Annotated in this window: 12 protein-coding genes; 8 read left to right on the forward strand and 4 right to left on the reverse strand. The window is 68.9% G+C overall.

Translation table 11 applies throughout. The features are described from left to right. Window positions 1–162: 162 nt before the first annotated feature. From ACFPA8_RS08360 to eccE, 3 genes are all read right to left on the reverse strand, one after another. Window positions 163–3,249 (reverse strand): SCO5717 family growth-regulating ATPase, encoded by a 3,087-nt coding sequence (locus ACFPA8_RS08360; protein ID WP_386444548.1) that lies wholly within the window; start codon window positions 3,247–3,249, stop codon window positions 163–165. A 348-nt stretch (window positions 3,250–3,597) separates the two neighbouring features. Further along, complete coding sequence (locus tag ACFPA8_RS08365) at window positions 3,598–4,455, reverse strand: hypothetical protein (RefSeq protein ID WP_386444749.1); 858 nt, start codon at window positions 4,453–4,455, stop codon at window positions 3,598–3,600. 32 nt (window positions 4,456–4,487) lie between these two features. Next, window positions 4,488–5,813, reverse strand: coding sequence for a type VII secretion protein EccE (eccE, locus tag ACFPA8_RS08370; protein WP_386444551.1), 1,326 nt, complete (start codon window positions 5,811–5,813; stop codon window positions 4,488–4,490). 557 nt (window positions 5,814–6,370) lie between these two features. Here eccE and eccB point away from each other — a divergent pair. From eccB to mycP, 4 genes are all read left to right on the forward strand, one after another. Then, the gene (gene eccB, locus ACFPA8_RS08375; protein ID WP_386444554.1) at window positions 6,371–7,903 is read left to right on the forward strand and encodes a type VII secretion protein EccB; all 1,533 of its coding nucleotides are present in this window, start codon (window positions 6,371–6,373) and stop codon (window positions 7,901–7,903) included. 349 nt (window positions 7,904–8,252) lie between these two features. Continuing rightward, window positions 8,253–8,564 (forward strand): WXG100 family type VII secretion target, encoded by a 312-nt coding sequence (locus tag ACFPA8_RS08380; protein ID WP_070018068.1) that lies wholly within the window; start codon window positions 8,253–8,255, stop codon window positions 8,562–8,564. Between the two features lie 89 nt (window positions 8,565–8,653). Continuing rightward, a complete protein-coding gene (locus tag ACFPA8_RS08385; RefSeq protein WP_070010651.1) occupies window positions 8,654–8,944 on the forward strand; it encodes a WXG100 family type VII secretion target in 291 nt (96 codons plus the stop codon). Window positions 8,945–9,165: 221 nt separating this feature from the next. After that, a complete protein-coding gene (gene mycP / locus ACFPA8_RS08390; RefSeq protein WP_386444559.1) occupies window positions 9,166–10,437 on the forward strand; it encodes a type VII secretion-associated serine protease mycosin in 1,272 nt (423 codons plus the stop codon). A gap of 102 nt (window positions 10,438–10,539) precedes the next feature. Here the strand turns inward: mycP and ACFPA8_RS08395 are convergent, their stop codons facing one another. Continuing rightward, window positions 10,540–10,875: a hypothetical protein gene (locus ACFPA8_RS08395; protein ID WP_386444562.1), complete on the reverse strand. Its 336-nt coding sequence runs from the start codon at window positions 10,873–10,875 to the stop codon at window positions 10,540–10,542. 474 nt (window positions 10,876–11,349) lie between these two features. On the opposite strand from ACFPA8_RS08395, the gene ACFPA8_RS08400 reads away from it, so the two are divergent. Genes ACFPA8_RS08400 through ACFPA8_RS08415 form a run of 4 tightly spaced genes read left to right on the forward strand, consistent with a single transcriptional unit; the run spans window position 11,350 to window position 14,478 of the window. After that, window positions 11,350–11,670, forward strand: a complete 321-nt coding sequence (locus tag ACFPA8_RS08400; RefSeq protein WP_386444565.1) for a calponin homology domain-containing protein — start codon at window positions 11,350–11,352, stop codon at window positions 11,668–11,670. After that, window positions 11,670–12,956: a putative T7SS-secreted protein gene (locus ACFPA8_RS08405; protein WP_386444568.1), complete on the forward strand. Its 1,287-nt coding sequence runs from the start codon at window positions 11,670–11,672 to the stop codon at window positions 12,954–12,956. Before ACFPA8_RS08400 ends, ACFPA8_RS08405 begins: the two co-directional genes overlap by 1 nt. Then, window positions 12,953–13,651, forward strand: a complete 699-nt coding sequence (locus tag ACFPA8_RS08410) for a hypothetical protein (RefSeq protein WP_386444571.1) — start codon at window positions 12,953–12,955, stop codon at window positions 13,649–13,651. The genes ACFPA8_RS08405 and ACFPA8_RS08410 overlap by 4 nt, the downstream gene beginning before the upstream one ends. Beyond that, complete coding sequence (locus ACFPA8_RS08415) at window positions 13,648–14,478, forward strand: hypothetical protein (RefSeq protein ID WP_386444574.1); 831 nt, start codon at window positions 13,648–13,650, stop codon at window positions 14,476–14,478. The genes ACFPA8_RS08410 and ACFPA8_RS08415 overlap by 4 nt, the downstream gene beginning before the upstream one ends. Window positions 14,479–14,508 lie beyond the last annotated feature (30 nt).

Consider the following 14,508-nt stretch of genomic DNA (forward strand, 5'->3'; position numbering starts at 1 on the left):
AAGACCGCGAGCCCCCGGGAGAGACCGGGAGAGACACAGCCCTGGACGGTACGAGAGGGCCGGTCCGATGATCCGGACCGGCCCTCTCGTCGTCGTCCTCTGCGGGTTTCCTCGTAGTCCGAGCGGGCCCCCAGTCGCCACCGGCGCCCTCCGTCCCTCCGCTTATCCCTGCGGGGGGACCTGCCCCGGCTGTTGCTGCCAGCCACCCTGCTGCGGGTAGGGCGGTTGCTGCTGTTGCGGCGGCACTTGGCCGGGTTGCTGGGCGTACGGCTGCGGCGGCACCTGCCCGGGCTGTTGCGCGTACGGCTGCTGCGGTGGGTACCCCTGCTGAGGTCCGGGCATCGGCGGAGGCATCTGGGCGGGCGGGTTGTTGCCGTTGCCCTGCCAAAGGCCCTGCTCCTGCTGCTGGCGTGCGAAGTCCTCGGCGATGAGTGCCGAGAGGGTGAAGTAGGCCTCCCGGGTCTTGGGCCGCATCATGTCCAGCTCCAACTCGGCACCTGCGGAGAGGTGTTCGTCGAAGGGAATGGTCACGACGGCCCGGCAGCGTGTCTGGAAGTGCGACACGATGTCCTCGACCTTGATCATCTTGCCGGTTTCACGGACACCCGAGATCACCGTGATGCTTCGCTGCACAAGGTCCCCGTAGCCGTGGGCCGAGAGCCAGTCCAGCGTGGTGCTCGCACTGCTCGCGCCGTCCACGGACGGCGTGGAGATGACGACCAACTGGTCGGCCAGATCGAGCACTCCGCGCATCGCCGAGTAGAGCAGACCCGTACCCGAGTCGGTGAGGATGATCGGATACTGCTTGCCGAGAACGTCGATGACACGGCGGTAGTCGTCGTCGTTGAAGGTGGTCGAGACCGCCGGGTCCACGTCGTTGGCCAGGATCTCCAGCCCGGAGGCCGCCTGTGAGGTGAACCGGCGGACGTCCATGTAGCTGTTGACGTAGGGGATCGCCGACACGAGGTCGCGGATGGTCGCGCCCGTCTCACGGCGCACTCGGCGGCCGAGCGTTCCCGCGTCCGGGTTGGCGTCGATGGCGATGACCTTGTCCTGCCGCTCGGTTGCGAGCGTCGACCCGAGGGCGGTGGTGGTCGTCGTCTTGCCGACTCCGCCCTTCAGGCTGATCACCGCGATGCGGTAGCAGGACAGGACGGGGGTGCGGATCAGATCCAGCTTCCGCTGCCGCTCCGCCTCCTCCTTCTTCGACCCGAACCGGAACTTGCCGCCGAGAGCGGGGTTCTGGGAGCGCGGCTTCTTGCGGTTGTTGACCAGCCGGTCGGACGACAGCTCCACCGCCGCGGTGTAACCCAGCGGATTGCCGCCCTGGCTCTGACGGCGTGCGTCCTCGCCGGGCATGTGGCCCGCTCCCGCGCCGGGGTCGCCGGCGGACGGCTGCGGGCCGTGGGGCACCGGGCCTGCGGGACCCTGCTGTCCGGGCTGCGCGTACCCGTACCCGGGCTGGGGCTGGCCGGGCTGGTGCTGTTGGGGGTAGCCGTAACCGGTCTGGGGTGGTTGGGCGTTGGGGGTGGCGGGTTGCTGGCCGTGTGGGGCTTGCTGTCCGGGTTGGGGGTGTTGTGTCTGGGGTGGCTGCTGTGTGGGCTGGTGCTGTTGGGGGTAGCCGTAGCCGGGCTGTGGTGCGGGTTGCTGTTGCTGTTGCGGGGGAAGCGGCTGACCTTGCTGCCAGGCTGCACCCTGCTGGGGCTGGCCGGGCTGGGGCTGGCCGGGCTGGTGCTGTTGGGGGTAGCCGTAACCGGTCTGGGGTGGTTGGGCGTTGGGGGTGGCGGGTTGCTGGCCGTGTGGGGCTTGCTGTCCGGGTTGGGGGTGTTGTGTCTGGGGTGGCTGCTGTGTGGGCTGGTGCTGTTGGGGGTAGCCGTAGCCGGGCTGTGCTGCGGGTTGCTGTTGCTGCTGTGGGGGAAGCGGCTGACCTTGCTGCCAGGCTGCACCCTGCTGGGGCTGGCCGGGCTGCTGCTGCGGTGCGTTCTGCCCCTGCTGGAACTGCCCTTGCTGGTGTCCGGGCTGAGGCTGCTGCTGCCCCGGCTGGGGGTACCCGTATCCGCCCTGCTGCGGCAGGGAAAGAATGGTGGTCCCGTCCGCCGGCATCGGCGCAGGGGTGGGAGTCGTGTCCGCAGAGTCCGCCTCTGCGGCGGGGCGTTCCGCGGCGGCCGCCGGCTGGGCCTCCGAAGCACTCTGCGCTTCGGGCCGGGGCTCGGCGGGCGGGAAGTCCGGTGGCAGGGGCGGCAGTTCGGCAGCCTGTGCCGGGACGCCTCCGCTGCCCGTCGTCGGTGGCCAGGGCGCCGTCTGCGCGGGAGACGAAGATGCGTCCGGTGTGCCGCCGTCCGACGCGAAGGCATCGGCGGCCGCGTCCGAAGCGTCGTCGACGGACCCCTCGCTCGCCACTGAGCTGTCAGTGAGGCCGGCCGGCACATCGTCGTTGGCGCCCGCGTCGCTCTCCGGGCTCCGCGGGTCGCCCGGAGCCGAGGGGACCTCCGGCTCCACGGACGGTTCTGTCTCTCCGGCCTGTTCGCCGGAGGGCGGACGGTGGTCCTCTGCCGCTTCCGTCTCCCCGGGTTCACTGCCCGCATCCGCGCTGTGTGCGAACTCGCCGGTTCCCCCGGTTCCGCCGGTACCGGAGTCGTCGGTCGACGGCGGAGCTGAAGCAGCGAAGGGATCGAAAGCGTCCGAACTCCCCGGAGTCGCTGAGGAGCCGGTGTCGTCCCGGGCCGATCCCATGCTGCCTTCGGACGGCCGCTCGAATTCCCCCGTACGCCCGGGGCCGTCCTGCGCGGGAGGTTCGGTCTGCGGGAAGCCGGGCGGATGGGCGGACGCGTCCGGGCTGCCCCACAGATCGGCCGCGGGAGTGCCGGGCACCCCGAGCGAGAAGTCCTGCTGGGCATCGGGTTCCTGCACCGGAGGTGCCGGGGTGGTGACCGGCGGAGGGGCCGGGAACTGCGACGGCTCGGATGCGACAGGCGCGACAGGCTGCTCGGGCGGCGTACCCGGCAGCGGCTGCGGAGGCCCGGCGACCGGAGGCGGCGGACTCATCGGACCGCTCGGATTGTCACCCACGCCGGGGGTGTTGGGGGCCGCTGCGCTGTCGGCGTCCTGCGTGTACCAGGCCGGAGGCGTGTAGTCGATGGTGAACTGGCCCGTCGATTCGTTGTCCTGCTCGGGCGCTGAATCCGCATCGAACCGATCGGTATCGGGCGCCGTCCTGCCCCAGCGGATCTCGTCCCGATCGCTGCTCACAATGCCTCCTGCTGTGTGGTCGCACACCCCGTTTGTCGCGCACGGCCCAGCCTAGTCAACACGACTTCGGGCACGGCACTGCGGCCCCGTCCGCACACCGTGCCCGGAGGCCGTCTCTGTCGATACGACCCGACTCAACCAGTCGAAGGTCTCGGTCCAGTCTCGGAGCGCTGGGTTCTGGGGTCAACTCCGCTTGTCGCAGGCCCTCTCACCGCTCCTGAATCCCGGCCGAAGCTCCGCTGTCGCGGGCCTCCGGGACAGCGGAGAAATCACGGGCTGCCGTCTCACTGTGTGGATGCCGCCGACGGCCTTCGGGCTGCCGGCGGCGCTCCCGCGACCCCGTCGCGTTCAGTCGAGACGCCGTGCACTGCCGAGCAGTCCGGCCTCGGCGTCGGTCGGCGTGGTCAGGGAGTAGTACCGGTCCTTCCGCGTGCACCACAGAGTGACGCCGTCACCGAGCGTCGAGAGGGTGTCCGTCTCCTCCCGCGGCAGACGCATCGTCCGTGACAGGTGCGCGGCCTCGTCCGGAGACACACGCTGGATGCCCACGAGGGAGGAGGTCTGCAGCAGCCGCGGAGCGGCCGGGCTCAGGTAGGGCAGCAGCGTCACGACGGACTGCCACGGTGCCGAACTGACCCGTCCGCGCGGCGGTTTCATGCCGCAGTCGCGAATGATGATCACCGGGCTGCTCACGGAAGGCCCGAGTGACGGCACATGGCCGACCTCGTACATGGTGATGCACTGCTGCTCGGCGCCGGCCGCCCGCACCAGCGAGGTCCATACGTGCGCGCGCCCGGTCTCCACGGCCACCCGTGCCCCTGTGCCCGCCGCACGCAGGGCCAGAACCTGCGCCGTCCACAGACCGCCGATCAGCAGCACGTCGTAGGCCGTGCGCCGGCTGAGTCCGAGGACGGCCGGCTGCTTCTGCGCGTCGGTGCCGATGACGATGCCGTCATCACCCAACGGCACGCCGACGGCGGCGAGTTCGTCGAGGGACACCTTGTGCCGGAGATGACGCGGACCGCGCAGGCCGAACCCGGGGCGGCGCGGACGCGTCGAATCCTGGTCGGCCTCGTCGTTGCGGCCGAAGACGGGGATCATCCCCGTGTCGTTCGGGGTCGCGACGTGACGCGGCTGTACCGCCGGTCCGCCGTCCTGACCGAGGCCGCCCTGCGGTTGCTGACGGCCCAGGCCCGCACCGGGCATACCGGTCTGGCGGGGCATCATCGGGGTGGACATCAGCTGGTGCCTCCGAGCGGCAGAGTGGCGAGCACACCGGGCACCTGCTCCCGGTCCAGCGGGACGAGGCCGGTCTTCGCCCGGCTCGCCGTGCGCTGCAGTTCGCGGCGCGCTGTGGACAGGTCGTCCTCGCTGCGAGTGACGATGCGCACGTGCCCGGCGACGGACGCCGAACGGCCGTCGCCCCGCCCGAGGGTCAGGCTGAAGACGGACGTGAAGACGCGCAGCGAGGTGAGTATCGACGCCAGGTGCGCCGAGCTCACGGCGTTCGGACCCACCTGGGGCCAGCGGCTGATCCAGTACGTGGCATGCCAGCGGTCGTCGCAGCGCCAGCCGCGCACGGATTCCTCCGTACGCCGCTGAGCGGAACGTCCGTCCGGTGAAGTCGGATTGTTGGCCCGGGGGTTGAGACAGGTGGAGGTGGCGAGCGCCTGGACGACATCCGTCTCGTTGAGTACGGAGGCACTGAACCCGGCGCCTTCGAGCCTGCTCGCGAGCTGATCGGCAGCGCGCACCAGCGAGCGCTGCGCGCCCCCGAGTCCGCCTCCACGGGCCTCGACCGCCTCCGGCGTCAGCTCGGGCGTGAGCTTCAGCGCGACCCACGTCATCCGGAGCGAGGGGATGCCCGCGGCCTCCTGCAGCATCCCGTACGACCGGGCCACCACGGACTGTTCGGGCAGATGCGGCGCAGGAGCAGGCTGGGTGTGCTGGACGACCTGGACGGATTCCAGCCGGATGTCGTCCGTCGTCAGCGCGTCGTGCAGAACGTCGAGCGGCAGGGGGTGCTCGACGCGGCCCATGCGCCCCGGCTTGAGCGGAGCGTCCTTGCCCTCGACGGCGATCAGCGCCGTCAGGAACGTACCGTCGCCGACCATCCCGACCGCGCGGTCCTCACGCGTCACATAGGTGGACGTCTGAATCGCAGGGTCGCACTCGACGACCGGCGCGAGACTGGGGTCGGTGCCCGGCGGAACCGGGTACTTCTCGCCGCGCTTGCGCCGCCGCAGCGACCGCTTCAGCTCGTACCACTCGGACAGCGGGTGCTGCCGCCGGCGTACGAGCGCGAAGAGCATCAGCAGGCCGGCGACCACGGCGGCAGGCACCAGCAGCCACTTCTGCGAGAACCAGGCGACGACCAGAAGGCCCGCCGCGATCTCGATGAGAATCAGCTGCTGCAGCCGCACCGGGCCGAAACTGCCCGGCTTGCTGCTCAGCCGGAGCGTCGCGGTCGTCGGTGCCGGCGATGCTGCCGGGCCCTGTTGCTCCTCGTCGCGCTGCGACGGGACGCGCCGGTCCCGTGACCGGCTGCGGGTGGCGCTCGTCATCCCCCGTACTTCCCCTTCGAGGTGTCATCTGCTCGGCTGCTGACCTCAGTCGCCGCTTCCGCGTACGGTGCGCCGTCGCACTGATCGCCGGACGAGTTCCGGCCGCACGGCGCTTTCCGTCCGCGTTTCTGCGTCATGCTTTCGGTGAATTCCCGCTTCGGCGATTCGCCGCCGCGGCGTCTGCGGTCGCCCCCTGCTGTGCCGTCGTTCGCCGGTCACGTGTGCCCTGCGCCGGCCCCGGCACCGTATGCGGGCCGGACCGGCCTGCACCGCAACGGAAACCGGCCGGGTCAGGATACTCACCGCGAACGCGGTCCCGCATGCGACTGACAGCAGAGGCCGTGAGGGCATTGTGCGGATACCGCGACCTACCCCGCCACCCGGGCGTTTGCGTACGCACGGTGGGGCGGCATAGTAGTGCCGCCGGGGGAGGCGGACTTGGGGGCGGCGCGGAGCCGGATGCGGCGGCGCAGGCAGTGCCCCGGACACGGAACACCACCAAGACACCACCAGCACCGGGTATTTCACCAGCACGGGAACGGGAGAGACGGGGACCGATGGCGACGCGGCGGGACGAGCTCAGCGCCCACACCTTCGCGCGGAAGCGCATGCTTGCGGCTTTTCTGCAGCCGGAATCGAGAGTCTCGGACGAGGAGGCGCCGCGTCCGGTGAGGGCGATGATGCCCAGTGCCGTAATGGGCATCGTGCTCGTCGCGGGCTTCGTCGCATGGGGCGCCATCGCCCCCAGCGCGCCGCCCGGTTGGGACAAGCCCGGCGAGCACATCATCGTCGACAGCGATTCCACGACGCGGTACGTCGTCCTCCAGAAGAACAAGAACAGCAAGAAGCAGTTGCACCCCGTCATGAACTTCGCGTCCGCCAAACTCGTGCTGGACAAAGGCAAGGGCGAAGTCATAGAGGTCTCGGGCAAGGACATCGACGAAAGCCCGATCGCCCGTGGCGCCACCATCGGCATTCCGTACGCGCCCGACCGGTTGCCGAGCAAGGCCGATGCCGAGGCGCCCAAGGAGTGGGCGGTCTGCGAGAAGCCCGGCGGCCGAGGCGAGCCTCAGCAGGGGGTGTTCGTACTGGGCGGGCGCGACAAGGACAAGCTCAAGAACAAGTACCGGCTGGGTGACGGGGAAGCGCTGTACGTCAAGGACAGCAAGACGGGCGACCAATACCTGGTGGACGGCACCGGCACGAAGATGCTGCTGCATGGGCGCAACCGGAACGATGCCCGGTTCCAGCGAGAGCGCCTTCTTCTCACGAGGCTTGTGCTGCGCAAGCCCGAAGAGCCCCAGACGGTCTCCAGCCAGTGGCTGGAGACGCTCAACGACGGGGACAACCTCACCTACCCGGACCTGGAGGCGGAGGCGGGGACTCCGGCGTCGTTCGCTGGCGCTGAGCAACTTCCCGCGGAAGCCCGTGAGGTCGGAATGGTGCTGAAGTCCAGCGCAGCAGGCGCTTCGTATTACTACGTGGTACTGAAAGACAGAGTGCAGCGGACCTCCGCACTCGTCGCGAATCTCGCCATGGGCGGAGCGGATCTCGGACAGAAGAAGCCGATCTCCGTGAGCGAGATTCAGGCGGCGAACGCCGGAGCCACGACCAAGGAGGACTCCGGCGGCCGGGGCTGGCCGGACGACGTGCTCAATCCCGTGAACCGAGTGGCTCAGGGCATCGACGGAACCTCCCGCACCGTTTCCTGCAGCGTCTACACCGGAAGGACGGCCGGCGGCGGTACTCCCAAACTGGCGGCCTGGGCGGGACCCGAGTACCCCGCCAACATCGTGGACGGTGCGGCGAGTGCGTACGTGAGCTCCGGTTCCGGGCTCCTCTACCAGGAGTTGAGTGGACGGGGCGGCGGAGGGGCCCGCTTCCTGCTGACCGACTCGGGCCTCCGCTATGCCCTTCCGACGGGAGGCGGAGGCAACCAGGGGGGCGCCGGAGCCAGTGAGGACAGCCCCACGGCGCGGCTGGGGTACGAGAAATCCAAGATCGCCCCGGTGCCGCAGAGTTGGTCGTCGCTGCTCCCGAAGGGCCCGACGCTCGACTCCGACAGCGCATCCCAGGAGCAGGGACTGTAGGGAGAGAGAGTCGGCAGTTCCATGCATCGGCCCCCGGTCTGACGGGTAGGGGGTAACTCTCGCCGTACGTGCGGGAGTTACGTCTCTCTCGGGGGCTGGGGTTCCGGGTGCCGATCGGGGCCCGTCGGGCCGATTTCGCAAAGCACCGGCCACGGTGGGGTAACAAGTCGGTCGCGGCAGTGTGTTGACCACGTGACAGTAATGGCATGCGAACGGCTGTGTCGGTGGGGCAGGATAGTGTTCTCACGGTGTCAGCTGACGGCCCGTTCTGTACGTGGCGTAGGGTGACCCACCAGCCCGATCCGGGCTGCTGAGACGTTCACAGGATGAGCATGGGGGAAGGTGCGCCATGGCAGGACAGTTTCGGGTAACAGAGGACGAGCTCCGAGCTCTGTCGTCGAAGATCAGCGAGGTCAACAGCTCCGTCCAGGGTGAGGTCAAGCGCCTCGACGGTGTGATCAGCCAGATCGCCGGCGGCTGGCAGGGCCAGGCCGCCAGTGCTTACCACCGGCTGCAGCAGCAGTGGAACGAGGATGCTCGCAAGATGAACAACATCCTCAACGACATCAAGGAAGCCGTCGACTCCACGCGTCAGAACTACTCGGCGACGGAAGAGCAGCAGAACTCCGAGGTCAGCAAGATCATGTCGGACTTCGGCTGATCAAGAGCCACTCGGCCGATCAACCGGCGTCCGCGCCGTACGAGTTCACAGCTACTACTACCGAAGAATCGCTGAAGGAGGAGTCGTAAGTGTCCGGAATTCTCGTTAATTTCCAGACGGTGACGCAGGCTTCGCAGGACGTGAGGTCCACTGCCGGCCGCATCAAGAGCCAGCTCGACGACCTTGAGGCCATGGTCAAGCGCGTCGCCAACACCTGGGAGGGCTCCGCTCAGGAGGGCTACCAGGCCAAGCAGCGCCAGTGGGACCAGACCGCGGACCACCTGCACCAGGTCCTGCTCAAGATCTCGACCGCGCTGCAGAACTCGGCGGACAACTACCAGTCCACCGAGAAGAGCAACGCGAACGTCTGGGGCAACTGAGCAACCGGCAGCGCCCGTTCGGGAGTGGGCCGGCCATTTTCGATGGCCGGCCCACTCCTGCCGTTGCGTCAGGGCGTATGACCGGGCCGGGCAGGCACGTCGGCACGGCCGGCGTCCCCGGGGGGAGAATCACGATGGCCATGGCTGCCACATCGAACGGTAAAGACCTCAAGGCGGGGGCCGAGTCACCGAGGCCCCCGAGAACCCGCTGCGTCCAGCGGATGTCCGTCGTGCTCGCAGCGCTGAGTCTGAGCGCGGTCGGTTCCGTCGCACCGGCCACCGCCGACTCCGCCGCACCGTCCCGGGGCGGCGGCCCGTCCGAGGAACGCACCCAGGACGGCAGGACCCCGGACTTCGGTCTGGACAGCGGCGAATGCAAGTTCGGCGGGAAGAACATCAAGAGCACGCCGTGGTCGCTCCAGCGTGTACTCCTCGACGAGTTGTGGAGCGAGGCGACCGGCAAGGGCGTCACAGTCGCCGTCATCGACACGGGTGTCGACAAGGGGAATCCCCAGATCCGTCCCGCGCTCAAGGCGGGCGGAGACGACTTCGTCGGCAAGACGAACGGCACGGCGGACACCAACGGCCACGGGACCCGGGTCGCCGGCATCATCGCCGCCCAGGAAGCGGAGAACACCGGATTCTCCGGTATCGCGCCGGACGCGAAAATACTGCCGCTCCGCTACACCGGTGGTGACGACCCGGAGAAGCAGGGCAACTCGGAGACGATGTCGAAGGCGATCCGGTACGCCGCGTCCAAGAACGTCCAAGTCATCAACATCTCCTCCGACACCGTCGCGAAGAAGCCCAATGCGGGACTGGAAGCCGCCGTCCGGTACGCCGTCGGGAAGGACATCCTCGTGGTGGCCGCCGCCGGGAACGACGGTGCGGACGGGAAGTCGGAGAACACCTACCCTGCGGCGTACGACGGCGTTCTCGCCGTCGGCGCGTCCGACCGCAACAACGAGCGGGCCTTCTTCTCCCAGTCCGGGCGCTTCGTGGATGTTGCGGCGCCCGGCGTCGGCATGGTCTCCACCGTGCCCAAGGGCGGGCAGTGCCCCGCTGACGGCACCTCGTTCTCCGCACCGTACGTCGCCGGCGTGGCCGCTTTGATGTACGAGAAGTACCCGGACTGGAGCGCCCAGGAGATCTCCGCCCGCCTCGCCCAGACGGCCGACAGGCCCGGCACCGGGCCGGATACGGAACTCGGTTGGGGCGTAGTCGATCCCGTCGCCGCACTGACCGGTGACGACCAGGCGCAGTCCAGGCCCGTCCCCGACAAGGCGAAGCAGAAGAGGCACGTCACGCCTATGAAGCTCACCGTCGGCGAGAGCAGGACGGAACGCACACAGCGCATCTCTGTCTATGTCATGACGGCCGGCACCGTACTGACGCTTCTCATCGGCGGCACTGCCATCGCAGCCCGCGACCACCGCCGCAAGCGCTCCGCCGCGAGTGCCACGGCGGACGCCACAACCTCGACGAGGCAATAGGGCGGCAGGGGGAGAGGAGACGGGGGCCGCTGGGGGCCGGGTCAGTGACCCGTGGACGCAGGGCCCCCGGCGGCCGTTCCCACGGCCCGTGATCCGGCTGCCTCAGAGGCTCCTGATCACCTTGACCGCGTCGGCGAGCGACACTTCCGGCACCTGCTTGCGCAGCTCCTTCACGGCGGGGACCTCGCCCTTCTGGTCCCTCACCTGACGCAGGGCGTCGCTGTCGACGTGCCGGCGGATAGCGTCGACGGAGGGGAAGCGCTGCTTCTGCCGGGCCTGCCGCTTGTGGCGGATCGTCGCATCGGTGATGGCAGCAAGGATGACGAAGGCGCCGCCGACCGCGACGAGCGCGTCGGAGGGCTCGGCCGCGTCGGTGAGCACGAGCACGAGCCAGACACACGCCGCGACCGCCAGAAGGCCCAGGAAGATCATCAGCATGGTTCTGTTCAGGGACTGTGGACTCGAGGAAGATCCACCCGATGCCTTGTCCCGAGGCTGGTCGTTCACTGGGCCGCCCTTCTGTCATGCCGTTCGGTGGTGTGCGCACCGCGGTAGGGGAAGTGCCCATCATGCCCTGCGGTGCCGTGGAGCGGTCGCGGAGGGCGTGGAGCGATGCGGACCGGAGCTCCTCGCTGCCCCCTCACCTGCCCGGCCAGGCGTGAACCGTCACGAGGAAGATCGAGCCGGGTTGGTCGACTCGCCATGTGTGCAGTGACGTTGAGACGCCGGCCGGGATGGGGTGGCGTGTCCGTCGAGGGGTCCGCCTGCGTTCCGTCGTGGGTCCGGCGAACTCGTATACTCGGCGCCGCTACGCGATGCTCCCGCGCTCCCGCCATGCCCTCTGGCTCCTGTCCGGTTCTGCGTCGCTCGAGCATCTCTTTCGGCTCCTTCCGCATTCAGGAGAGGTACTTCATGGGGGATCACTTCAAGACGGACACTGATCAACTCGATCAGTTCGTCAAGTCGTTGGAGAGCAGTGTCAAGGATCTGGACGAAGCTCGCACCGCGCTCTCGCACGTCCGCGGGGACCAGATCGGGACATCACGGCTGGACGAGGCCTGTGACACGTTCCAGGACAAGTGGAAGTACGGCTCCGAGCAGCTCAGCGAGATGATCGGCGGCATCAAGGAGGGCGTGAAGGCGAACAAGAAGAGCTACCAGGAGATGGAAGACAACCTGGAGAAGGCTCTCAAGCAGATGGCGGACCAGGGTACTTCCGGCGGGGGCAAGTGATGGCAGCGAATCCGTATCCGAACCTCGGCTGGAACCCGGTGCCGGGCATCCCGACCGAAGTCCACTCCCTCAAGACGAAGGTGGACAAGGCCGCGAAGGCTCTGCGGAGTTCGTACCAGCAGATCGAGCGCCTGCTGGGCGAGAGCAGCCACTGGGAGGGCGACGCGGCGGACGCGTTCCGCGACGAACTCGACGGCGATCTGCCGAAGTACATGAAGAACGCGGCAGCGTCGCTGGAGAAGGCGGCTGCCCAGCTCACCAAGTGGGACGGCGATCTGACGTCCAACCGTGAGCTCGCGAAGAAGTACGACGACGAGGCGAAGGAAGCAAAGGCCGCCCAGGGCACGGCCAAGACGCAGCAGGACGAAGCCGGCAAGGACCCCGATCTCAAACTCGGCGGCAAGGAGTACCCGAGTCAGGCCGAGGCCGATGCGGCGACCGCGCGTCTGCGGGCTGCGGAGGGCCGTCTGAAATCCGCCTCCGCCAGCCTGGAGAAGGCCAACAAGGCTTACGAAAGTGTCATTTCGAAGGCCAAGGAGCTGGAGAAGGAGCACGAGCGCGAGGCCAACACGGTTGCCGACGCCCTGGACGAGGCGGAGGACGACCTCGCACCGAAGGAGCCCGGCTGGCTGAGCAAGACCCTCAGCGCCATCGGTGACGGGCTGAAGGCCGCCGGCAAGTTCCTCCTCGACCATGCGGGCACGATCGGCGCGATCGCCGGCCTGCTGGCCCTCTTCCCCACCCCGCTCGCCCCGGTGTTCGCGGGTATCGCGGTCGTCGCCAGCGCCGCCAACATGGCCAAGAACCTCGCGAGTGAGGACTTCCGGGACTCGCTCACGGGCAAGTACGGCGGTATGGAGGCCTTCAGTGCCTGGGCCTCGATGGGCGGCGACGCGCTCGGAATGATCCCCGGCGCCGGCGCACTGGGCAAGGCCGGCGGCGAAGTGAGCATGCTGGCCGGAGCAGCCAGAGAGGGCGGCGACGTGATGTCCGCAACCTCGAAGGTCGCGGCCTTCGGCAGGGAAACGGTCTCGGCGTTCAACTTCAAGGCGCTGGACGTGGCCACCGACCCCAATACGGGGCTGCTCCAGTACGGCATCAACGGAGCCAACGTCCTCGCCAACTCCGCGTCGTCCCTCGAGACGGCAGGCGTGATCCCGGACGCCGGGCCCGCCCACGACGGGGCCGAGTTCACCAAGGCCGGCGCCGCGGCGTACGGGCTCCCCGGCGGCGCCGCCGACTTCGCCGACGGCATGGGTGATCTCGTGGCAGGGCTGCGGCTGTGAGCACCACGCCGGAGGACTCGGCGGTTCGGCCCGCCACGCAATTCTGGTACGACCTCCCGCACGGCTACCTTCAGCTCGAAGTCCGTCCGGACCGTGAGCACTTGGACGAGATGGCGCGTCAGATCCTCGCCCTGCCGGAGGACGTACGCGACCGGGCCGACCAGGTCTTCCGCCTGTACGCCCTCACCATGTGGGAGATGCAGAAGCACCGCGTGCAGGGCTGCGCCATCGGCATGCACCCGGACGGACGGGGTGACGTCGCCACGTCCGTCCTCACGGTGTCGAGCGTGGGTGTGCAGGGAGTCAATCCGAAGGCGGTGCTCGCCACACTGATGGCTTCCGGAGCGGGGGAGACGGCCGACAACGGCATCGTCCCCCTCGAACTGCCCTCCGGGCCGGGCTTCCTCACGGAGTCCGTCCGGCGCAGCGTGGTTCCCGGCTCGTCCCACGCGGACGCTGACGAGCCCGAGGAAGCTCCGGTGTGGCAGGGCATGGTCGCCATCCCGGACACGCGAGCTTCGGCCATCATCGCCCTTCAACTGGTCACGCCGTCACTGGAGTCGGTCGACGACTTCCGGAACGTGCTGCGTGGTGTGGCCAGTACGGTGACGTTCGACGATCCAGCAGCTGCCGGCGGAGCCGCTGAGCCGGAGCCCGGATCGGCCGCCTACGCGGTGAAGAACGACTTCGGATGAGGGACGAGGCCCCGGACGGGACACGGGACGTCGGAGCGGGAGCCGGGAGCGGCGCCCTGAGCGGGCGGGGTGTGCGACCCCCGTCCCGGTGGCGGCGGGCGGGTGCGTGGTCGGCGGGCTTCGCGGTCTGCTACGCGCTCTCGCTCTGCGTCCTGAGCGACTCCTTCTTCCTGCTCGCTGTGCCCGGCCTGATCGGCCTCATCACCTGGGGATGCATGGCCGTACTCGCGGTGCTGTACAAGTCCTCGGGCGGTGGAGAGGCCCGGTATGCCACGGACGGGACGGACCACCGGGGCGTGGTGCACCATCACCGTTCGGTGCTGCGGAAGCGCATGGTGGCCATCGTCGTCGTCAGCCTTGCGCTCGGCGCCCTGCTTCCCGTCACCGAGTCCGATTACGTCGTGCCCCTCGCCCCGCTTGCGGTGATGGGGGTCTTTCTCGGAACGCGCTTCTGGCTGGAGCAGCAGCGGTGGGTCCGGCTCTCCGCAAGGGTGCTCGAGGAGTACCGGTTCGCATTCCGTGGCCCTGTGGAGAAGTTGAGCCTTCGCGGCAGCGGGAAGCGTGTACTCAGGTTCACGGACGCCCAGGGCTCCCCGAAGATGTCCGCCCGGCAGCCGATCGGAAGGTGGTGGCCTGAAGGGATCGCCGACGGCGTGTGGTTCGCGGGCGACGATGTCTTCGGAGGCGCTCTTCTCGTACCGGGTTCGGGGGAGTTGATGTTCGTACAGCCTCAGGACTGGGCGGCCCTGCAGGGAGAGCGTGACAAGGCCGGACCGGGGCGCCGGGAGCGGGCCGAGCGAGCAGGTCTCGACCGCTGCCGGCTGTGAACCCTGGAAGTGCGGGGTTCGGGCGGGAGC

The organism is Streptomyces ovatisporus, from assembly GCF_042653885.1.
GTDB classification, from domain to species: Bacteria; Actinomycetota; Actinomycetes; order Streptomycetales; family Streptomycetaceae; genus Streptomyces; species Streptomyces ovatisporus.

Bases quoted from the DNA above. Each gene is read 5' to 3' on its own strand.
- ACFPA8_RS08365 (WP_386444749.1), bottom strand. From the start codon at position 4,455: ATGCCCGGTGCGGGCCTGGGCCGTCAGCAACCGCAGGGCGGCCTCGGT.
- eccE (WP_386444551.1), bottom strand. From the start codon at position 5,813: ATGACGAGCGCCACCCGCAGCCGGTCACGGGACCGGCGCGTCCCGTCG.
- eccB (WP_386444554.1), top strand. From the start codon at position 6,371: ATGGCGACGCGGCGGGACGAGCTCAGCGCCCACACCTTCGCGCGGAAG.
- ACFPA8_RS08380 (WP_070018068.1), top strand. From the start codon at position 8,253: ATGGCAGGACAGTTTCGGGTAACAGAGGACGAGCTCCGAGCTCTGTCG.
- mycP (WP_386444559.1), top strand. From the start codon at position 9,166: ATGTCCGTCGTGCTCGCAGCGCTGAGTCTGAGCGCGGTCGGTTCCGTC.
- ACFPA8_RS08395 (WP_386444562.1), bottom strand. From the start codon at position 10,875: ATGCTGATGATCTTCCTGGGCCTTCTGGCGGTCGCGGCGTGTGTCTGG.
- ACFPA8_RS08400 (WP_386444565.1), top strand. From the start codon at position 11,350: ATGGGGGATCACTTCAAGACGGACACTGATCAACTCGATCAGTTCGTC.
- ACFPA8_RS08405 (WP_386444568.1), top strand. From the start codon at position 11,670: ATGGCAGCGAATCCGTATCCGAACCTCGGCTGGAACCCGGTGCCGGGC.
- ACFPA8_RS08415 (WP_386444574.1), top strand. From the start codon at position 13,648: ATGAGGGACGAGGCCCCGGACGGGACACGGGACGTCGGAGCGGGAGCC.